We start from the raw sequence: 20433 nt of genomic DNA, 5'->3' as shown, positions 1-20433 counted from the left end.
GCCAGTCAGCGCGAAGACCACCTACGGTGTGCAGGTAATTCCGGTGGCCCCACCGCTACACGAGAAGGTAGGCAGCGTGCATCCGGAGCTCGTTAATGCGGTGGCGGCCAGTACCAAGCCGAGAACAACCTTGTACTTCAAACGAGACATCACCACTCCGTTCGTTGAGAAGAAATGCTTCGCCCGAGGAGGGTTATTCTACGTGAGCGCAATGCGGAACGCTATGGCGTTCAACATATTTGCGCTCATTATGTCGTATCAAATGGCGTGAAAGGCCCAACGCGGCTGAAACTTGTTGTGTCACAAAGACTAAGTCAACTCCGAACCGTGAGAATCCCAGCAGCATGAAGACGTCTGGCGATGAGGGATTGCGCAAGGTTGCACAGCAAAAGGTGCGTACGCGACACGCTGCTCAATATGAAAGAGCCTGAAGAGCAGGCAGTTTCATAGCAAAGTGCACCGGTTAAGTGGTTGCGCTGACTGGCGGGCTCCATGCCCTCGACGATGCAGTCGATAGCTCGATGTCGACCCAACAGGTGAAGGCCGCCAGTAGCGCAACCCCCTCAACGGCTGCCGGGTGGCTTTACGGCGTGCAGACGAGGCCGCCGGTGCACGAGATGGTCAACGGCACGGTGCAACCCGAGCTTGTTAATGCGGTGAAGGCCAGGACCAGGCCGAGAACAACCTTGTACTTCCAACGAGACATGAACCACTCCATCCCCTGAGGAGAAATGTTACGCCCGAGGAGGGTTATATTACGTGAGTGCAATGCGGAATGCTATGGCATTCACTAAATTTGCGGCGATCTACGTCAGCTGATTGAAGGGGGTCACGGGCCGCCGCCGAGCGGCGTCCCGGCGTGGGTTAATGCGTCGCCGGCGTCCGCTTTGCATTCATTCTCGAAATCGTCCCGCGGGCTCGGAACGCGCGATAAGATGAGGACGCGCGCGATCCGACCTGCATTTCAAACAATGCAGGGCGATGTGGAACGTGTTCGGGGGAAACGACATACGGCTCTAACCGATGGAACACGGCCTTCGTTCGTGTCTCCCGATATCGTCATGCCCATTGCAATCCTGTCGGTGAGCTCGGTAAGCTGACCCAACGACCAACATTGACCGCGCCGGCGGATCCGCACGTGCCAATTCCGGGCCCCATTTACGAACCGCCAACGCTTTGAATGCATTTCACGCAACAGCGCCTGCGAGCGTTGCGGGCTTAAGATTTCAAATCCGGTCAACCCGACCGGGAAAAGTAGGCTTTGCCGCTGTACGGCTGGCGGCTCGCGTGTTGTGCGCGGCGTTGGCCCTCGCGCTTTCTGTCGCGGCCGGTGTCACCGCCGCAACCGTCGCACGCGCCCAGCCGGTTGGCGGTGACGCCGCCGACCGCCTGGTCGGATGGGACACCTACCGTCGGCTGGATCTGTTGCCCTATCTGCACACCGGCACGCAGGCGTTGCAGCTGTCGAGCTTCGACCGCAGCGGCGGTGATTTCGACTTCTCCACCGGCAACCGCAACGGCACCGGCGGATGTTTGGCGTCGGGCGGCGCGGGCTGCGTCGTCGCGGAGGATCGCGGTGCCGGCGAGGTGGATTCGATCTGGTTCACCCGCGACGGCGGCAAGGTGACCCGGATCGGAAACATCCGTGTCGAGCTCGACGGCCGGACGGTATTGGACGCGCCCTTGCAATCGGTGGTCGATGGCGCGCTGGGTGCGCCGTTCGAATGGCCGCTGGTGGCCAACGCGGCGCAGTCGCCGGGCGGGGTGTATATCAAGGTGCCGATGCCCTACCGCGAATCGATGCGCATCAGCGTCACATCCAATCTCGAGTACTACCACGTCGACTATCGCCAATTCTCGACCGCCGAGGGCGTCACCACCTTCTCACCCGCCGATCGCGCAATCGACGTGCTCGCCACACTGCGCGCGGCGGGCACCGCCGATCCCAAACCCTCGGCGGCGAGTCCGGTTCACGACAACCGGGTTGTCGATCTTCTCCCCGGTGCCGCGGCGACCATCGCGGAATCTGCAGGCCCGGGTAGCATCTCGGCGTTGCAACTGCAGCTGCCGGAACCGACCGATCAGCTCCTGAACGGCGTGCGGCTGCAGATGGAATTCGATGGCCGGACCATGGTCGACTCCCCGCTCGGGGAGTTCTTCGGGGCCGGGTTGGGCGCCGTGACGGTACGGTCGCTGATGTTCTCCGCGGTTCCGCAACCCGGGGGATCGCTGTCGCTGTCCGCGTGGTGGCCGATGCCATTCGCGCATGCGGCTCGCATCACGCTCGTGAACACCACCGGCGACCCCGTGGCCAAAATCGGCAGCGACGTGGCAACCGAGCCCGACCCCGAGTGGGAGTCCGCGTTGGCGGGCGGACGCGCCGGCTACTTCACCGCCCGCTCCCACGCCGCGCCGACCACCTTCGGCCAGGACTGGTTGTTCGCCGACGAACAGGGCCACGGGAAGTTCGTCGGCGTCAGCCACACCATTCGCGGTTCCCGAATCAAAACCGCGTTCAGTGACAGCGCCCCATACTTCCTCGAAGGGGCGGAGCGTGTCTACACCGACGGTGCCGCGTCGCCCCAGTGGTACGGCACCGGCACCGAGGACCTTTACGAGGGCGGCTGGTATTTCAAGGACGGCACTCGATTCAGTGACCCGCTCACGGGTCAACCCGACCAACGCACGGTGGCCGGCGGCTGCGCCGACTATTGCGTCGCCGTCTACCGGCTCATGTTGGCCGACGCCGTCGACTACCACTCCGCGATCCGCTTCGGCATCGAGCACGGCAAGCGGAACATGGTCCAACCCGATTACAGCTCAACCGCTTTCCTTTACACGCAACCCAACGACGCCCTGACCGCCGGGGACGATGTCCGACCCAGCGATCCGGTCAGCCGACTGCTGCACGGCTACGCTGACGCCGACGCCGCCGATCAACTACTGGTCAGCGAATACGAGGGCAGCGAAGACACCCGTCCGGTCATCGGGTCGGTGCGCGCCACCGCGGCCGCGATCACGTTCCACGTCGAAACCGACCCGGACAACCGAGGCATCCTGCTGCGTCGCACATCCGACCAAGCGAACGGATTCCAACGCGCGGACGTCGCGGTCGACGGCGTCCCCGTCGGGACCTGGCTTCAGCCGCGGAACAACGGTATTCACCGCTGGCTCGACGACACCTACCTCTTGCCGCCACCGGTGACTGCCGGCAAGGCGCAACTGACCATCACCCTTACGCCCGCGCCCGATTCCCCGCCCTGGACGGCGAGCCGCTACCAGGTCGAAACGGTGACCGGTTGATCACTAAGCAGCGGTAGGCCGCATCACCCTGGCGGCCAGGAGCGAGGCGATCAAGACACCCGTCAATCCGGCGACGGGAGCCACCGACGACGACCATCCCGACAACACGAAATAGCCGAAGGCGGCGCCGACGGCCAGCAGGGTCGCGTGCACGGGCGTCCAGTGCTCGATGGCCGGCAACCAAAACGCCAACCCCATGCCAAGGAGCAGCGCCAGAACGTGACCGAACGCGGTGAAATCCGCGTCGAGCGTCGCCATCAACGCGACGCCGAGCCACCACCCGATCCAGGCCGGGCGCCAGCGGGCCGGTATCGATGCGGTCAGGGCGCCCAGCACGCACACCGCGCCGTAGCTGATCCCGACGTCGGTGGCGCGCGCCACCGAGAACGGGAGCCATCCCGTTTCCACCGCGGCCACCAGCCCCACCGCGACGATCACGGTGGCGCCGATGTGGCCGACGGCGAAGGTGATCAGCAAACCTCGCCCGCGCCAGATGAGTTCACCCAGCGCCAGCAGGCACACCAGGCCCGGCAGCCAGAGGAAGACATCGCCGCCGTCGCTGACGAACGCGCTGCCGACCAGGCTGCCCAGGTTGCCGTGCGCCAGGTTGTGCAGGTTGGTGCTCATATCCCTTACCACCGCGGCGCGGGTGTGCCCGCCCAGCGCCGACAGGGTGACCGAGACGGCGAGCAGCATGACGGTATACGCCGCCGTGACGCGCAGCCGGTCGGGGCGCGCACGAAGGTCCGTGCGGGACACCATCACTGACCGGTCCAGCCCCGGTCGCGCGCCAGCAGGTCGGCGACGGTTTCTCTACGCACAAGTTCACGCGACTTGCCACCGGAGACCGCGACCAGGGGCGGGCGGCCCACCATGCTGTGGCTCGGCACCATCGAGTGCTGGTAGGCACCGGTGCACGCGACGGCCAGCAGATCTCCCGGGCGGATGTCCGCGGGCAGCTCGACGTCGCGGGCGATTTCGCGACCGTCGCCGTGCCGGCCGACGACGGTGACCGGTGCGGTGACGCTTGGAGGGTGCCGATTGGCCAGCGCCACCGTGTATTTCGCGCCGGGCCGCTCCATGCCGTGGATGTCACTCGACCCGCCGTCCACCGCGACGAAGGTGTGCCCTCCGGGCTGACGTTTTACGGCGATCACCCGGCAGAGCATCATCCCGGCCCGCGCGGCGATGGCGCGGCCCGGCTCGATCACAATTCGCGGGCGAGGGAATTCGTGCTCGCCACAAGCCGATTCCAGCGCACCGTCGATGACGGTTCCCAGCGCACGTACGTCGAGTTCGGGGTCGCCCGGGAGGTACGGGACTGCATGCCCACCGCCCAGATTGAGTTCACTGAGCACGACCTGATGGCGGTCGCGGACCTCGGCCATCACACCGATCATCTGGCGGATCGCCTCACCGTAGAGCGAGGCGTCGGTGAGCTGTGACCCGAGCCGGCAGTGCAGCCCCACCAAATCCAGCCACGGCTGATCCAGGACACGCCTCAGCGCGCCGGCAGCCTGGCCGCCGGATAGCGCGAAGCCGAATTTCTGGTCGATCGCCCCGACGTCGGGGATGACCCCCACCAGGACGCGCTGACGGTGACGCACCCGGCAGGCCAGGAGTGAGACCTCGCTGGGCGTATCGATGACGATCCGTCCGACACCGGCGGCGATCGCGTCGCACAGCTCGGCCGCGGTGATCACCCCATCCAGGATGATCTGCGACGGGGGGACGTCGGCGGCCAGCGCGGTGGCCAGCTCACCGGCCGAGGCGACGTTCACGCCGGCCCCTTCGTCCGCGGCCCAGCGGGCCACGTCGACGCTCAACAGCGCCTTCCCGGCGTAGATCAGCTCGGCGTCGGGCAGTGTCGCGCGATAGCCCCGAATCCGGGCCCGGAAATCCTCTTCGTCCACCACGTACGCGGGCGTGCCGAATTCGGCGGCGAGGTCGTCGGCGGCCACGTCGCCCACGCAGAGCCGGCCCAGGTCGTCAACGTAGGCGCTCAGCGGCCAGATCGCGCGATCGAGATGCGGGTTCAGCCCGTGCCTCAGCGACGGAAGCAGCTCGAAGAGCGTCATGCCTCTACGGTGCCGGTCCGGCCCGGCGCGTGCCGCGTTCTTAACGAAGCCTTCACACCCGTGCGGCAAATCTTCACAGATTCGGAACACTGGCCGCGATCGAGGCGATCACCTCGTCCGCGGACACGATCGCGGTCGCGTAGTTCGGAATGTTGACCTCGAGTGCGGCGCGCATCTCGACCTCCGAGTAGTCCGCCGTCCCGTCGCGCACCACCGTTACCTCGTACCCGAGCTCCGCGCCGTAGCGAACCGTGGCTTCGAGGCAGGTGTGGGCGATGAGTCCCATGACGATGAGCCGATGAACGCCGTGCCTCTTGAGCTGCAGGTCCAGGTCGGTGTTGGCGAAACCGCTCGAACACCAATGCTCGTGGGCGACGACGTCACCGGGCTGCGGCTCGAACCCGGTGCGAAGCTCACCGCCCCAGGTGCCGAATTCGAAGGTCTTGCGTGACCACGCCGCCTTCTGCACCGGCGCGATGTGTTTCCACGTCTCGTAATCGCCGGGGCGGTATCGGCGATGCAGCGCATAAAAGACGCGGATGTCCGCCCCGCGGGCCGCGTCGAGCACCCGCTTCATGTGGGTGACGCAGCCGTTGCCCTCGATGACGCCTTTCAGGCGCTCCCAGACCTTGCCGCCCGGGGAGATGAAGTCGTTGTAAGGATCGATCAACACCAGCCCCGTCGTGTCCTTGCTGTACGTCACGCGGTCATCATCCCTCGTGGACGCCTTGACTGACCGATCTGCCTGCTGCTACACATGGTTGCGCCACAAATTTGGGCGATCGCCCAAAAAGGCGGCGCTTGGAGGTGACGATGGGCCGGATGGACGGCAAAGTCGCGTTCGTGACCGGCGCGGCGCGCGGACAGGGCAGGAGTCACGCCGTCCGGCTCGCGCGCGAAGGCGCGGACATCATCGCCGTCGACATCTGCCGCAAGTTCGAGGCGTCACCCGTGGAGGGCGCCACCCCCGAGGATCTCGACGAGACCGCCGGCTTGGTCAAGGACGCCGGAGGCCGGATCGTCACCGCCGAAGTCGACGTCCGCGATTTCGACGGGCTGCGCGCCGCGGTGGACAGCGGCGTCGAACAGCTGGGACGCCTCGATGTCATAGTCGCCAACGCCGGCATCGGGACGACGGCGGGAAAGCTGCACAAGACCCCTGAGCCGCTGTGGCAGGAGATGATCGACGTCAACCTCAGCGGCGTCTGGAAGACGGTGAAGGCAGGGGTTCCGCACGTCCTGAACGGTGGCCGCGGGGGCTCCATCGTCCTGACGTCGTCGGTGGCGGGGGCCAAGGCCTACCCACACGTCGGCCACTACGTCGCGGCCAAACATGGGGTCATCGGCCTGATGCGTTCGTTCGCAGTCGAATTGGGCCAGCACATGATCAGGGTCAACGCCGTCCTCCCGACTCACACGAGCTCGCCCCTTCTGCTGAACGAGGCCACGTACCGCGCTTTCCGGCCCGAACTGGAGAACCCCGGACCCGACGACCTCGCGCCGGTGTGCCAGAGCTTCCACTACCTGCCCATCCCTTGGGTGACGCCCGAGGACATCAGCAACGCCGTGCTGTTCCTGGCCTCCGACGAAGCGCGCTACATCACCGGCGTCGCGCTGCCGGTGGATGCCGGCAGCTGCCTGAAATAGAGGAACGAATGACCGTCACCAGCGAGACGTCCGTCTACTACGACCCTTACGACACCGGCATCATCGCCGATCCGTATCCGACCTACGCGCGGCTGCGCGACGAGGCGCCCATCTATTACAACGACCGCTACGACTTCTGGGCGCTGTCAAGGCATTCCGACGTCGAACGGGCGCTGGCCAACTGGGAGGCGTTCTCCAACCGGCGCAGCGACATCCTCGAGCTGATCCAGTCGAAATTCGAGATGCCCGGCGGGGTCATGATGTTCCAGGATCCGCCCGAACACACACGGTTGCGCGGACTGATGTCTCGCGTGTTCACGCCCCGCCGGATGGCCGAACTCGAGGACCAGATCCGGCAATACTGCGTGCGGTGCCTGGACCCGCTCGTCGGCTCGTCGAGCTTCGACATCATCGCGGAGCTGGCCTCGATGATGCCGATGCGGGTGATCGGGATGCTGCTGGGAATCCCGGAATCCGAACAGGTCTCGGTGCGCGACGCGAACGACGCCAACCTGCGAACCAAGCCGGGCGCTCCGTTGAAGGTCGCCGACGCCGACTCGATCGCTGACGGCCGGATCTACGCCGACTACGTGGAATGGCGGTCCAAGAACCCGTCCGATGACCTGATGACGACGTTGCTCAACGTCGAGTTCGACGACGAGGACGGGGTGCACCGCAAACTGACGCGCAAGGAGGTGCTGCATTACACGCAGGTGGTCGCCGGCGCCGGCAACGAGACGACCGGCCGGCTGATCGGCTGGCTGGCCAAGGTGCTCGCCGAGCATCCCGACCAGCGCCGCGCGGTCTATGAGGACAGGTCGCTGTTGACCCGCACCGTCGACGAGACGCTGCGATTCGAACCGACGGGACCGCACGTCGCGCGTTGGATGGCCAGGGATTTCGAGTGCTACGGCACGACGGTTCCGGCGGGCAGCGCCATGCTGCTGCTCTTCGGCGCCGCCAATCGCGACCCCCGCCGCTACGCCGACCCGGACAGCTACGACATCCGGCGGGACAACATCTCGCACATCACGTTCGGGAAGGGTGTGCACTACTGCCTCGGCGCCAACCTCGCCCGTCTCGAGGGCCGAGTCGCGCTGGACGAGATGCTCAACCGCTGGCCCGAATGGGGAATCGACTACGAGACAGCGAAACTCGCACCGACCTCGACGGTGCGCGGTTGGGAGCGGCTAGAGGTGGTGCTGCCCTGAGTCAGGCGCCTCGAACCGGTCGATGAGCCGGCTGACGAGCGCGATGGCCTCGTCGTGGCCGCGCGTCGCGCCGAGGGAACCTTCCATGATGAGGGTCTGGCCGACGGCGGCAATAACAACCGCGAGGCCGGCGGGCGGGAATTCCGCGACATCCAGCGCATTCTCGCGGACAACGTGGTTGAGTGCGGCGATCTGCCGGCTCCGCCACCGTTCGGACCACGCCGCGATCTCGGCCCGAATGTCCTTGCGGTGGTTGGCCAGGCCCATGAACTCCTGCAGCAGCCGGGCGTCCTTCGGCTCGATGAGGGTTCGCCACAGGGCATGCAGGGGACGGTCGGAGGCCAGCGCCTGATCTTGGCGCTCGAGATAGGCCGCCGCGCCGCGGCGGAACACGTCGAGGTACAGCTCGTCCATGGTGGGGAAGTAGTAATGCACCAGGGCCGGTTTCACGCCGGCCTTTGCCGCCACCCGGCGCGAAGTCGCCGCCGCATAGCCCTCGTCGACCATGATCTGGATCGTTGCGTCGATGAGCAAGTCGCGGGTCGTCGAGTCCCTGGCCATCACCGGACCCTAAGTTGGGCGGTCACCGGGAATCAACAACGCCCATGATTAGAAGATGGAGCGGCGGGGAACTGTTTGACCGAACATTTCAGAAAGTGAAGGATCACAGCGTGGCCGCCAGCTTCCGGGACATCATCCAGTCCAAGTACCTGCTCCTGACGACGTTCACCAAGGACGGCCGCCCGAAACCGACGGCGATCTGGGGTGTGCCAGAAGGCGACAAGCTTCTGGTCATCACCGACGACGGCTCCTGGAAGGTCAAGCGGATCAACAACACGCCGCGGGTGACGATCGCCAGGAGCGGATCGCTCGGCAAGCCGAAGAGCGAACCGGTCGAGGGCGTGGCCCGGGTCCTGCCGAAGTCCGAGACGCGGCGCGTCTACAACGCCGTGCTCAAACGGTACTGGTATCACGCCTGGTGGTTCTATGCCCATTCGATCGTGCGGGGCGGCATCGACAAGGTGCACGTCGGCCTGGAAATCAGGCCGGCCGCTTAGCGTCGCTCTTGGGATCGATCAGGATCTTCGCGTGCGCCTCGGGGTCACCGAGCGCGTCGAACGCGGCCTCGACGCCCGACAGCCCGACCGTCCCGGTGATCAGCGGCTCGACGTTGACCTTGCCGTCGGCGAGCATATGCAACGTATCGCGGAACTCGAGCGGCGTGTAGCCGAGCACGAACCGCAGGTCTATCTCTTTGTTGATCGCCATCGCCGGACGGATGTGGTCGGCACCCATACAGACGCCGACGACGACGACGCGCGAAAACAGCGGCGCGCCGGCGATGATGCCGTCGATAATCCCGGGCACGCCGACGCACTCGAAGATGACGGGATGCTTGGGCGTCGCCGCGCCGGCGGCCTCGGCGGCGCGCCAGAGATGCCACCACGGCAGCCGAAGGCGCTGCAGCCGTTCGATCGTTCCGACCGCAAGATCGAACGCCTCCAGGATGCCGTGCAGGTGTTTGCGGCCCGCGTCCGTGGCATATGGCGACTCCTGTGCGGGGTCGACGACGATATCTGCCCCGCAGGCCGTCGCCAGCGCCCGGCGGCCAGGTGAGAAGTCGCTCGCGATCACGGTGCGTACACCGTGCGACTTGAGCATGCAGATCACCGCGAGACCGATTGGCCCGCAACCGATGACGATCGCGACGTCGCCTTTGCCCACCTCGCCGCGCCGGACGGCGTGCCAGGCGACGGCCATCGGCTCGGTCAGCGCGGCGACGTCGGGGGACAGCCCGTTGGGGACGGCGAACGTCAACGACCGCTCAACGAGCAACTGTTCGGCGTAGGCGCCGGGCGCCATCGTCGAGAGTCCGATCCCGTGTACCTCTTTGCCGCGCCGCAGCAGCGGCAGGGCCACGACCCGTGTGCCGGGCCGTGGGGCCTTCCGGGTGCCGGGTCCGTAATCGAGTACCTCGCCGCAGAATTCATGACCGAACACGACGCGCTGATCCGACCGCATGAACGCGTCGTACCCGGACTCGGCCATCACGTCGGCGAGCTCGTCGCAGTGGCGGCGGGCGTGCAAGTCGGATCCGCAGATGCCACACCTGAGCACCTCGAGCAATAGCTGCCCCTTGGCGGGGGTCGGCGCCGGGACGTCGACCACGTCGAGCTTGGCGTTGGTGCACGTGACGCTCTTCATTCTTCGATCCTGCTACACGGTCGCCGATCTAGGACCAACCGGTTGCAGTCCTGCCGCCTGTTTCAACTCGTCGTAGGCCCGCCGGGTGCACCGGGAAAGGTGGGGCATGTCGTCGAGTGCCGCGGCATTGGCGACGAAGCCGAAGTCCATGCTGTCGTGATAGGACGCGAAAGTGGCGTTGAGTCCGATCGAGGCGGCGATGGCGGAAATCGGATAGATGCCGAGCAGGCGCGCACCGTTGAGGTACCGGATCTCCCTGGCCCCCGCCACGTTCGAAATGACGAGGTTGCATGCCGGACGGGCGACACGGTCGAGGTGCGTCGAGGCCCCCAGGCCGGCGAGCGCAACCAACCCGACCGCGTAGGTCATAGCGGCCTCGTTGGACATGCGGGCGAGTTCCTTCTTGCAGACGGCGACCGAGTCCACGACCTGATGGATCCGTTCCGCCATGCTCGCCCCCGGCTCTCCGAGGCGTGGGAACAGGGCCGACACTCGGGTGCCTATCGCCGTGTCCCCGGCGTCGCGCAGCGACACCGGACACATCGCGATGAAGGGGTGCGCGAAGTCCCGGCCGGTCTCCCGGAGATAGGCGTGCAGCCCGCCGTCGACGACCGTCACCGCCACGTCGTTCAGGGTCGCCCCGAGCCGCCGGCCGATCTCATGCATCTCTTCCAGCGGCAAGGAAAGCGTCGCGAAGCTCCGCCCGATCTGCAACGGGGCATTGGTCGGGGCGTGCTGGGCCGTAAACGGCAGGCTGCCCTCGAGATGCGTTCGGAAACGGCTCGCGAGCACCTTGCGCAGCGCGCCGACCGAAAGCTGGTTCAACACCCCGACCTGCGTGATCGCCCCGCGAATCGAATCGACCACGCGCGCCGTGACGGGCGTCGGTGGGTGCTGTTTGGTCGGTGGCGCGCCGAGCGCAAAGGCGGGTGCGGGGACGACGCGTTCCCCCGTCATGCTCAACCCGGCATACAGAAGCCTCAGACCGGACTCGCCGTCGATGATCGAGTGATGAGTCTTGGTGTAGATCGCGAACATGCCGCCCGGCACCCCATCGATCACCCAACACCGGAAAAGCGGGCGGTCGCGGTCGAGTTGTGGCTCGTGCAGATCGGCGACGAGTCGCAGCAGGTCGTCGTAGGAGGAGCCGGCGGGCAGGGCCAGGTGTCCGACGTGGTAGTGCGGGTCCCACTGCGTCATCTCCCGGAACCGGGGGGCGCCCCGGCCGAGCAGCTCCGGAATGTAGTTGAAGGGCGGCGCCGGCGTGCACGCACGGTACGCCTCCACGATTTCGCGCACTATGGGCGCGCGGCCGGCCGGCTTCTTGAACAACAGCATCGCGCCGACGTGCGTCGTGCCGGAGGGCGACTCGATCAACAGCCATGAAAGGTCCAGCGGCGGAATCGGTTTGGTCATGCCGTACCTCCGATCGGATGTCCCGTCACCCGGCTTGGGTGCGCGGAAGCCCGAATATTACGGCGATGTTCTCTCCGTGGACCACGGCCGACGAGGGCACTAGGGCCCCGGTATGGCAGCCGTTAGTCCCTCAGCTCTGGCACGCGGCGCCCCGCTCAGCTCACGGCACGAAGGGCTTCGAACGTGTCAGCCAGAGTCTCCTGCGGATCCCGGTAGGTAATGCCGAGTTCCCGCTCGCTCGGTGAATCGTCGGACGCCGGCATCTGCGTGTAGTACTGCATCCCGGCCCACGTGAAGGGCGTATCGAAGGGTACGAACCGGCTGGCGCGATCCATCACCGCGCCGGCGACGCGCAGGGCGGTATCGGGGATCGGAACCGAGACCATCGCCGACCCGGACACCTCGCCGAGCATTTTCGCCAACTCTGCCGCCGGAACGCGATGGCCGCCCGCCATGTACCGGCGCGGGCCGCGGCCGGGTTCGAGGAGCGCCGCGTGCAACGCTGCCAAATCGCGCACATCGACGATCAACCAGGCCCCGCTCCGGCCCGGGATCACATGCATCTGCAGGGCGGCCCTGACGCCTTCGCCGGCCTCACCGAACTGGTCACCCACCGGCGGACCGATGACCATGCCCGGGTAGGTGATGTTCACCGGCGCGCCCGCGTCCTGCAGACCGCGGGCATAGATCTCGACCTGCGCCTTGGACGTCCCGTAACCGTCCGCCCCTCCGACGACCGGCAGGTCCGCCGACAGCTCTTCCAGGCCCGCATGGAAGAGCGCGCTGAAACTGGACACGTGGACGATCGGGTCCAGGCCGAGTTCGACGGCCTGACCCAAGACGTTCTGGGCCCCCTGCATATTGGTGGTGAGCATCTGCGCGGTCTGGCGCGGGTCGGTGGCCACCAGGGCCGCGCTGTGCACGACGGCTTCGCAGCCGTCCAGCGCCTGGCGCACCGCCATGCGGTCCGTGATGTCGGCGACGGCATAGTCCGACACGTCGACACCCAACTCCGCCACCGAAGTCTTCAGCTTGGCGGGGGTGCGCACCAGAAACCGGATGTCGTGGCCGGCGTCGGCTATGGCCTTGGCCGTCCAGCCGCCGACGAATCCCGTACCGCCTGTGATCAGAACGCGCATGGTGGAATCTTTGCAGGACCGGGTGGCCTACAGGTGACTGGAGGCGAAGTTGGCGGCTTGGCCCGTCATCCCGTTCATGCCGTAGGAGGTGTGCGCGGCGAAGCCGTCGCCGCCGGCGCTGCCGCATATCGGATCGCCCTGCGCGCAGAGCTCCAGCGTCTTCGGCTGATACAGCGGGCCGATGGCGAGCGGCGGGGCGTGGTACTTCTGCAGGAAGTCACCCGACGGCGTCCCGAACAGGGTGACCGCGGCGACGTGGTTGGCGACGTCCGCCGGCATGGGCGGCGGCACGGCCGACGCGGGCACGCCCGCCGGAACGGCTGCCGACGTCACATACCCGGCTAGCGCGGCGCCCTGCGAATACCCGCCGAGCACCTCGCGGGTGTTGGGGCAGTTCTTCGCCGTGGCCTCGACGTGCGAGCTGGCGTCACGGATGCCGTCGACCACGGTCTGGGGAAAGTTCGGATTTGAAAAGTCGGTGCTCGCAGGGTAATTGACCGCATACACGCCGAGCGATCGGGATCCGATCTGCGAACGCAGCGCGTCCACGAACGACCCGCCGATGCCCCCGACGCCGGGCGGCTCGCCCGACCCGCGCGCGAATACCACCTCCACGTCGGGACACGCCGGATCCGCGGACGCCGACGGGCTGGGCGCGCTGGCCACCAGGGCGCCGGCCGCCAGTGCCGCCAGTCCAGCGAGCACCGACAGCCGGCGCAGCCCGGAACGCCTGATCACTTCTTGAACGCGTCTTTCACCTTTTCACCGGCGTCCTTGAGGCTGGACTTCGCCTGGTCCGCCCGGCCCTCGTCCCTGGTCTCGTGGTCGCCGGTCGCCTTGCCGATGGCCTCCTTGGCGCGGCCGCCCAGGTCCTCGATCTTGTTCTTCAGCTTGTCCTCGTTGCTCATGCCGCTGTGGCTACCCCGCTTTGCCACAGGTTGAAACCCCGCCCTGCCATGATGGAGGTCGTGAGCGCCGCAATCGTGGTCGCAATAGTCGTGGGGCTGATGCTCCTCGGCATCGGCATGGTGGTCAATCAGCTGCTCCGGTTGCGGCGGTATCTGCGGGACTCGCCGACCGCGCCCCCACCCGGCCCCGAGCCGCCGGACGGGCTCAGCTAGCGGAAACGGGACCGTTGCGCGGGGCCGGCTGATAGCTTCGTCCTCGTGGTAGCGGGGCGGCGCGGCACCGTGAAACCGTCAGTGCTTCTGGTCACCGACGACGGCCTGCCGCGCGGCGTCTCCGGCGCCGCCGATCCACACTTCGCCAACGTCGTGAAATTGTTCGCGCAGCTGTTCCCCGGCCGCCGGTTCGGTGGCGGGGCGCTGAGCGTCTATGTCGACGGCGTGCCCGTGGTCGACGTCTGGACCGGATGGTCGGACCGGGCCGGCAACCAGCGCTGGACCGCCGACACCGGGGCGATGGTGTTCTCGGCGACCAAGGGTGTCGCCTCGACCGTGATCCACCGGCTGGCCGACCGCGGCCTGCTGTCGTACGACGAGCCCGTAGCCGAATATTGGCCCGAGTTCGCGGCCAACGGTAAGGAAGAGATCACCGTGCGTGACGTGCTGCGGCACCGCTCCGGGTTGTCGCATCTGCGCGGCGTCACGAAGGCCCAGTTGATGGACCACGCGCTGATGGAGGAGCGCCTCGCCGCCGCGCCCGTCGACCACTTGCGGGGCGTCCAGGCCTATCACGCTTTGACCTACGGCTGGCTGCTGTCCGGGCTGGCCAGGGCGGTGACCGGCAAGGGCATGCGGGAGCTGATCCGCCAGGAGGTCGCCCGGCCCCTCAACACCGACGGCTTACACCTCGGCCGGCCTCCGGAAGGCTCGCCGACCCAGGCCGCGGAAATCTTGATTCCGCAGGGCCGGCTGCGCGCCCCGGTGTTCAACTTCATCGCCCCCAAGATGGCCGGCCTCCCGTTCTCCGGCGCCCTGGGCGCGATGTACTTCCCCGGTGTCGTCTCCCTGATCAAGGGGGACACCCCCTTCCTCGACGGTGAGGTTCCGGCCGCCAACGGCGTGGTAACCGGCCGCGGGCTGGCGAAGATGTATGCCGTGCTGGCCAACGACGGCCGCATCGACGGCAAGAAGTATCTGTCCGAGGAGCTGACGCGCGGCCTGGCGGGGCAGGCCCGGCGGAAGTGGCCCGACGCGAACATGGTGGTGCCCATGCCGTTTCACCTCGGCTACCACGAGTCGCCGGTGCCGGGCTTGCTGCGCGGATTCGGCCATGTCGGCCTCGGGGGAACGCTGGGCTGGGCCGACCCCGAGGCGGGCGGGTCCTTCGGCTTCGTGCACAACCGGTTGCTCACGCCGCTGCTGTTCGACATGGGATCCTTTGCGGGACTTGCCCGCCCGCTGCGCAACGCCATCCTGGCCGCCCGCGACCAGGGTCCGCTGCCGGTGCCGCAGCTGGGCGCCGCCTACGCCAAGGCCGCCCGGCGCAAGGCGGCCCTATAGCCGGGCGGCGACGAAGTTCGCGGCTTGAGCCGTCATCCCCGACTGGACGTACGAGCCGTGCGCCAACACGTTGCCACCGCCGGAGCACGCGGGGTCACCGTCGGCGCACTCGTCGATGGTCTTGGCGCTGTACGGCGGGCCGATCGGCGGGAACACCGTACCGGCGAGGGTGCCGGCCAGTGGGCTGGTCGGGTTGCCGAAAACTGCGATCGCCGCGACGTGGTCTGCCGCTTGCGGCGGTAGGGCCTTGGTGGCCAGGTCCATCACACCCGCCCCCTGAGAAAACCCGCCGAGCACCAACCGCGTGTTGGGGCACCGGGCGATCATGTCCTGCACGTGAGCGACCGTGTCGTCGGCACCGGCTTGGGCACTCGTCGCGAAAGCCGTTGTCGCCGGGTAGTTCACCGCGTAAACGCCCATCGACCGCCCGGCGAGCTGCGCACCCAGGGAGTCGATGAACGCCTGGCCCACCTGGCCGACGCCGGAGGACTGTCCCGTGCCGCGGGCGAACACCACCTCCACGGCCGGGCACGGATCGGCCTCGACGGAAGGAATGCCGATGGGCCCGCTCAGCAGAGCCGCACACACCGGGACCGCGAGACCGGCGACGCGAAAGATGCGCTCCCCGATCACCGCTCCATGCTGACATAGGCGTTCCCACGCGGCAGCGTCAGCGGAAGGTCGGCGTAGGTGACGATGCCCGGCGCCGCGGCGACGACGGCCGGGATCGCGTTGATCGCGGGCATCGCGGTCATGATGTGGCCGAGGTCCATGAACTCCTCGAGCGTGGTAGCCGCAAAGTACGGCGGCGGAAGGAAGCCCACCTTCGTGGTCACCGTCGGTTGCCCGTCGATCTGGATGACCCAGCCGTCTTGTTCGATCTTCCAGTCGGGCTCGAGCGTCTGGCCCTTGCGCCACCGCACGTTCAAGTCGATCAACGTGGTGTCGCCGACGATGCCCTGCCAGCTGATGTACACGCCCGCTACGCATCCCGCGGGGATGGTCCACGAAGTCATCTCGAGGTCCGCGGTGGTCTGGGCGAACTCGGCGACGCACTTCACCTCGTCGAGCTCGACGCCGAGCGCGTCACCCACCAGCCGGACGGCCTCCCCGAAGATCGCCGTCCCCTTTTCCGCCATCGCCTGCAGGTCCGGGTGGTCGATCGGCTGGCCGAAGCCGACCGGCTTCTCGGTCTCCGGTGAGTCATAGAAGGTGGTGTCGGCGGCCTCGTTGACCGTGACCTTGTCGATCCGGTTGCACACCATCGCCGACACGATGGCCAGTAGCTCGGCGAAGCCCGGGCTGACGCCGGACCCGAAGATGGTCGAGCCGCCCTTGGCGCAGGCCTCCGAAATCTTCTCGCGGCCGTTGCCGAGATTGTGCCCCGTGATGAACGACGCCGTGGTCACCACGTTGACGCCCGCCGACAGAATGCGGACCAGCTCGTCGACGTCGATCCACATCGGGTTGTAGACCACGCAGTCGGGTTTGAGCGCGAGCAGTGCATCGGCGTCGTCGGTGGCCGCCACGCCGAGCGGTGCGATGCCGACGAGGTCGCCGGCGTCGCGCCCCACCTTCTCGGCTGACCAGGCGTAGCAACCCACCAGCTCCAGGGTGGGGTTGGTGACTATCGACTTCAGCGAGCTCTTGCCGACATTGCCGGTGTTCCACTGAACCACGCGATAGGTGTTTGGCACTCGCTCAGCATAGGGAATCGCGCCCCGGGTTAGTAGGCGGATTCGGCCGCCAATATCTCGGCGAGAAAGGCGTCGTCCGCCGGCCGGTCCAGCCGCGCCCGCGCCCACCGGCGCACCCGCTCGCGGGTGTCGGCCGACTCCGCGTTCTCGGCCCCGATGAGCACGGAGGCCGCCGACCAATCGTGATCCCAGGCCGCCGACTCCGAAAGCGGCCGTTGCCCGGCCTCGGCCAGGGGGAGGGCCGCGCGGCCGTCGGCGTCGAGGGCGCCGGTGCCGGAAATCGATCCCGAGCGCAGCCGCACCCCGATGCCGGTGGCTGGGTCCGGGCCGATGACGGCCACCCGCACGTGGGCGACGACCGCGGTTCCGGCCGCCTCGATCGTCCAGTCGACGGTGTTCTCGCCGGCGTCGAAGATCCCGGGCGGAACCCCGCCCCAGTGGACTGACCCGGCGCCGCGGGCGATCGGGGCCGTGGAGGGCCTGCCCGCGTCCGCGCCGGCGGCCAGCGCGTAGTCGTCGCGGCGGCCGCTCGGAAAGACCAACACCGCAGCCGAATCGTCAAGCGCGGCAAACAGTTCGGGCCAGCCGGGGCCGTCCACACCCAATTCGTCGGCCAGGCCGGCGCCGGCTCGCACCAGATCCACCGCGCGCGGATCACCGTCCGCGACATGCGCGGCCAGGGCGGTGGCGTGCGGCGCCAGCAAGCCGGCGACGTCGGAATCCAGGGTGTCATCGGCGAAGAAGCCTTGCGCGCCGGCGGTCAACACCGCGACCTCGAGGTCCAGCAGCGCGCGATCGAGGCCGGCGATGCCGTCCTGTCGACTCGCGGGCCACCAGCGCCGCAGCCAGTGGCCCACGGCCAACCGGCGTAGCGGCCCGACCGACCCCGGCAGGATGTCCACCCCGGCGAGGTCGATGCTGCTTGGCTCGTCCGCCCCGCCCACCGCGGAAGCGAGTGCGACATGCCCGGATTCGCCGAGCACCCGCCAGAGCCAGTCGGCACGGCCGAAATCGGTGAATGTGATGTGGGCCTTGGCGTCGTTGGGGTCGTCCAGGGTCCACGACAGCACCGCGCCGCTGACCTCGAGCACCGCGGCCAGCGGAGTCGTCTCGGTGGTGGGGCCGGTAGTCCACAGACCGGAATCGGCGACCAATCTCATCCCGCCACCTGCAATTCCAGCATCGACTTGATTCGCTGCCGGTGATCCAGACTCACCGACCGCGCGACCCCCTCGAGCAGCGACCGCACGTCATCGACATCGTCGCAGGGCTCCTGCCAGACGTCGCGCCCGTGCAGCCGCGCCCACAGCCGGCTCAGGTAGGGCTGGGCGTACGCGGCGAGGTCGTCGACCACCTGCCGCTGGCGTGGATGGATCGGGCCGCCCTCGGCGAGGTAACGGCGGGCGTGCAGCACGTAGGCCTCCTTGCGCAGCCGCGCCTGGATCTGCGCCGCGAGGGCGTAGCGGCTGGCGACGGACGGGTCCAGCGGAGCCAACTCCGTCGCGATCTCGATGCCCGCGACGAGCGTGGCCTGTTTGTCCTCCGACAGCAGGCCCCAGGGCGCGCAGGCCCGGTCGACTTCCTCCTCGCAGAGCAGGGGAATGTCGGGCAGCGCGTCGCGGTCCAGGGCGCGGCGCAGGGTGGCGCGCACCCGGTCCACCACGCTGCGGTCGAGCGGCCGGTCGCTGTCGGCCCCGCCGGCCACGCGCGGTCGTTGTTGCGGCGCAACCGAACTCAGCCCAAGCTCGATTATCGACCACGGCAGTTGCGCCGCCTCGACGCGGGCCAGCGCGCCCAGGTTGTAGGGCGTCGCGTCGGCGATCATCGCCGACCAGACGCGCTGCCGGGCCGTCGTGGTGCGGTGGCTGTTGGCCGGTCCCAGGACGGTGGCGAGTTCGGCCAGGAACGGGCCGGTGACGGTGGCGCCCGCCCGCACGTCGCGCCAGCTGCGGTCGAGCTGGTCGGCCAACTTGGCCACCGCCTCGGGGTCGGCCAGGTACTGATGCAGCACCTCGATCGCGGTGCGGTCGCGACCCTGGTGGACGTCTTCCAGCACCGCGGCCGCCGTCTCTTGATCCTCGGCCGCCGGTTGGCCTTTCGTCACCGCGAGCTCGAAGCACACCGGGAAGTACAGTTCCTGGGCGTTTCCGGTGCGGATGCGCCGCCGGCGCCGCTCCATCTTGAGTACCTCGAACCAGGCAGCGGCCGAACGCAATTCGGCTGCGCTGCCGACGATCAGCTCACGCATCGCGTCGGCCGTCTCCGGGTTGACGACCGGTGCCGAATACTGCGGGTTGGAACGCAACCGGAGCACCAGCGGGTCGATGATGCGTTTGACGGTGCGGCTCAGCGGGCCGCCGTCGTCGCTGCTGAGCACCTCCACACCGGGGCCGATCGCCCGCCACGCCGCGTCGATCACCGACCGGCGGGGGTGGCCGACCGCGACGGCCAGCTGTGAATCCGCGCTCATCTGCCCAGAATAGGGGCTTCGCGTCGAACGCGGCAGCCGAAAACTTGGGTTCGGTAGCCGGCCGCCGGCCGCACGCTGGTGGCATGAAGAAGCTGTCAGTGCTGGTCGACCGGGTCCGGTCCGCCCGGCGTCGGGGCGGAGGGGACCGCGCCGTCGGGGTCGGCACCGTGCGCGCGGTCGAGCGACAGGTTTTCATCGAGGTGGTCGCCGTCTCCGGTGAGACGTTCATCGGCAAGTTGGCCCGGTGCGGCGACGATCTCGACCTCTCGGTGCTGCGGCCCGGTCTGGTGGTCCTGGTGGCCTTCGATCCCGCTGCACGGGAGAGCCTTTCGCTGCCCGACGATGTGCTTGCGGTGCACGCGGCGTGGGTGGCGTCGCTGTGAGCGCTACCGGGCGCCGTCCACCGCGAAGCTGACGACGGCGCCCCAATACAGCGGGCTGGCCGTGGTATCGCCGTCGCGCCAGCGCCGCATCTGTTCGCGCTGCCACCGGTTCACCGCGCACCCGGCGTCCCCGTCGGCGCCATGGGCGCGATCCACGGCGACAACGACACCGGCCATCGGATCGGCGGTGGCCGTGGTGAACTGGCGATACGCCGCGGGTGGCCCTGCTCGCCTGCGGCTCGGGTGGGGACTACCAATTCGACGAGGCGACCGGGCTGGTGGCGGCGATGATCCTGGGCGGCGCCCAGTTGGTGACGGCCACCCTGTGGTCGCTACCCACGTCCGCGGCGTATCGCCAGTTCACCACGGCCACCGCCGATCCGATGGCCGGTGTCGTTGTCGCCGTGGATCGCGCCCAT

General features: G+C 67.9%; 21 protein-coding genes and 2 pseudogenes. 8 read left to right on the top strand and 15 right to left on the bottom strand.

What is annotated here, in order from left to right:
* Positions 1-583 precede the first annotated feature (583 nt).
* Positions 584-706 (bottom strand): hypothetical protein, encoded by a 123-nt coding sequence (locus A9X05_RS32545; protein ID WP_255369195.1) that lies wholly within the window; start codon positions 704-706, stop codon positions 584-586.
* A 584-nt stretch (positions 707-1290) separates the two neighbouring features.
* Here A9X05_RS32545 and A9X05_RS17750 point away from each other — a divergent pair.
* Positions 1291-3303, top strand: a complete 2013-nt coding sequence (locus tag A9X05_RS17750) for a glycoside hydrolase family 172 protein (protein WP_197499109.1) — start codon at positions 1291-1293, stop codon at positions 3301-3303.
* Positions 3304-3306: 3 nt separating this feature from the next.
* Here A9X05_RS17750 and A9X05_RS17745 read toward each other — a convergent pair whose 3' ends face one another.
* From A9X05_RS17745 to A9X05_RS17735, 3 genes are all read right to left on the bottom strand, one after another.
* Complete coding sequence (locus A9X05_RS17745) at positions 3307-4065, bottom strand: rhomboid-like protein (RefSeq protein WP_067747247.1); 759 nt, start codon at positions 4063-4065, stop codon at positions 3307-3309.
* On the bottom strand, positions 4065-5381 hold the full coding sequence (locus A9X05_RS17740) for a diaminopimelate decarboxylase (protein WP_067783080.1): 1317 nt from the start codon (positions 5379-5381) through the stop codon (positions 4065-4067). Before A9X05_RS17740 ends, A9X05_RS17745 begins: the two co-directional genes overlap by 1 nt.
* 73 nt (positions 5382-5454) lie before the next feature.
* Positions 5455-6084: a cysteine hydrolase family protein gene (locus tag A9X05_RS17735; protein ID WP_067747204.1), complete on the bottom strand. Its 630-nt coding sequence runs from the start codon at positions 6082-6084 to the stop codon at positions 5455-5457.
* Between the two features lie 110 nt (positions 6085-6194).
* On the opposite strand from A9X05_RS17735, the gene A9X05_RS17730 reads away from it, so the two are divergent.
* Positions 6195-7028 carry a mycofactocin-coupled SDR family oxidoreductase gene (locus A9X05_RS17730; protein ID WP_067747249.1) on the top strand — a complete coding sequence of 278 codons (834 nt, stop codon included), beginning with the start codon at positions 6195-6197 and terminating at the stop codon, positions 7026-7028.
* A gap of 8 nt (positions 7029-7036) precedes the next feature.
* A complete protein-coding gene (locus A9X05_RS17725) occupies positions 7037-8239 on the top strand; it encodes a cytochrome P450 (RefSeq protein WP_067747206.1) in 1203 nt (400 codons plus the stop codon).
* On the opposite strand, the gene A9X05_RS17720 is transcribed toward A9X05_RS17725, so the two are convergent.
* Positions 8219-8800, bottom strand: a complete 582-nt coding sequence (locus A9X05_RS17720; protein ID WP_067747208.1) for a TetR/AcrR family transcriptional regulator — start codon at positions 8798-8800, stop codon at positions 8219-8221. The genes A9X05_RS17725 and A9X05_RS17720 overlap by 21 nt on opposite strands.
* Positions 8801-8910: 110 nt before the next feature.
* Between A9X05_RS17720 and A9X05_RS17715 the strand changes: the two genes are divergently transcribed.
* Positions 8911-9297, top strand: coding sequence for a PPOX class F420-dependent oxidoreductase (locus tag A9X05_RS17715; RefSeq protein ID WP_067747251.1), 387 nt, complete (start codon positions 8911-8913; stop codon positions 9295-9297).
* Here the strand turns inward: A9X05_RS17715 and A9X05_RS17710 are convergent.
* The 5 genes from A9X05_RS17710 to A9X05_RS17690 form a co-directional block, all read right to left on the bottom strand.
* Complete coding sequence (locus tag A9X05_RS17710; RefSeq protein ID WP_067747210.1) at positions 9281-10444, bottom strand: zinc-binding dehydrogenase; 1164 nt, start codon at positions 10442-10444, stop codon at positions 9281-9283. The two genes, A9X05_RS17715 and A9X05_RS17710, sit on opposite strands and share 17 nt — an antisense overlap.
* Positions 10445-10456: 12 nt before the next feature.
* A complete protein-coding gene (locus A9X05_RS17705; RefSeq protein WP_067747212.1) occupies positions 10457-11860 on the bottom strand; it encodes a wax ester/triacylglycerol synthase family O-acyltransferase in 1404 nt (467 codons plus the stop codon).
* 155 nt (positions 11861-12015) lie between these two features.
* Positions 12016-12999, bottom strand: a complete 984-nt coding sequence (locus tag A9X05_RS17700; protein ID WP_067747214.1) for an NAD-dependent epimerase/dehydratase family protein — start codon at positions 12997-12999, stop codon at positions 12016-12018.
* Positions 13000-13026: 27 nt separating this feature from the next.
* Positions 13027-13692 (bottom strand): cutinase family protein, encoded by a 666-nt coding sequence (locus A9X05_RS17695; RefSeq protein WP_304442454.1) that lies wholly within the window; start codon positions 13690-13692, stop codon positions 13027-13029.
* A 41-nt stretch (positions 13693-13733) separates the two neighbouring features.
* Positions 13734-13907 carry a CsbD family protein gene (locus A9X05_RS17690; RefSeq protein WP_055403166.1) on the bottom strand — a complete coding sequence of 58 codons (174 nt, stop codon included), beginning with the start codon at positions 13905-13907 and terminating at the stop codon, positions 13734-13736.
* Between the two features lie 60 nt (positions 13908-13967).
* On the opposite strand from A9X05_RS17690, the gene A9X05_RS31715 reads away from it, so the two are divergent.
* On the top strand, positions 13968-14120 hold the full coding sequence (locus A9X05_RS31715) for a hypothetical protein (protein ID WP_197499110.1): 153 nt from the start codon (positions 13968-13970) through the stop codon (positions 14118-14120).
* Between the two features lie 69 nt (positions 14121-14189).
* Complete coding sequence (locus A9X05_RS17685) at positions 14190-15464, top strand: serine hydrolase domain-containing protein (RefSeq protein WP_067747218.1); 1275 nt, start codon at positions 14190-14192, stop codon at positions 15462-15464.
* On the opposite strand, the gene A9X05_RS17680 is transcribed toward A9X05_RS17685, so the two are convergent.
* Genes A9X05_RS17680 through A9X05_RS17665 form a run of 4 tightly spaced genes read right to left on the bottom strand, consistent with a single transcriptional unit; the run spans position 15459 to position 19631 of the window.
* Positions 15459-16097: a cutinase family protein gene (locus tag A9X05_RS17680; RefSeq protein ID WP_067783077.1), complete on the bottom strand. Its 639-nt coding sequence runs from the start codon at positions 16095-16097 to the stop codon at positions 15459-15461. The genes A9X05_RS17685 and A9X05_RS17680 overlap by 6 nt on opposite strands.
* Complete coding sequence (locus A9X05_RS17675) at positions 16094-17161, bottom strand: dihydrodipicolinate reductase (protein ID WP_067747219.1); 1068 nt, start codon at positions 17159-17161, stop codon at positions 16094-16096. Before A9X05_RS17675 ends, A9X05_RS17680 begins: the two co-directional genes overlap by 4 nt.
* Before the next feature lie 29 nt (positions 17162-17190).
* Positions 17191-18321, bottom strand: coding sequence for a hypothetical protein (locus tag A9X05_RS17670; protein ID WP_067783074.1), 1131 nt, complete (start codon positions 18319-18321; stop codon positions 17191-17193).
* Positions 18318-19631: a hypothetical protein gene (locus A9X05_RS17665; RefSeq protein ID WP_067783073.1), complete on the bottom strand. Its 1314-nt coding sequence runs from the start codon at positions 19629-19631 to the stop codon at positions 18318-18320. The genes A9X05_RS17670 and A9X05_RS17665 overlap by 4 nt, the downstream gene beginning before the upstream one ends.
* Positions 19632-19714: 83 nt before the next feature.
* Between A9X05_RS17665 and A9X05_RS17660 the strand changes: the two genes are divergently transcribed.
* Positions 19715-20014, top strand: a complete 300-nt coding sequence (locus A9X05_RS17660) for a hypothetical protein (protein WP_156675727.1) — start codon at positions 19715-19717, stop codon at positions 20012-20014.
* Between the two features lie 3 nt (positions 20015-20017).
* On the opposite strand, the pseudogene A9X05_RS29895 reads toward A9X05_RS17660, so the two are convergent.
* Positions 20018-20230, bottom strand: a pseudogene (locus A9X05_RS29895) (CHAT domain-containing protein); the annotation flags it as partial.
* Here A9X05_RS29895 and A9X05_RS17655 point away from each other — a divergent pair.
* Positions 20227-20433: pseudogene (locus A9X05_RS17655) on the top strand (CHAT domain-containing protein); the annotation flags it as partial. The pseudogenes A9X05_RS29895 and A9X05_RS17655 sit on opposite strands and share 4 nt — an antisense overlap.

This window comes from Mycobacterium sp. E3298 (genome assembly GCF_001666895.1).
GTDB lineage: Bacteria > Actinomycetota > Actinomycetes > Mycobacteriales > Mycobacteriaceae > Mycobacterium.
Note: the sequence above shows the minus strand (reverse complement) of the source record. Positions and strands in the feature narration are given on the sequence as shown.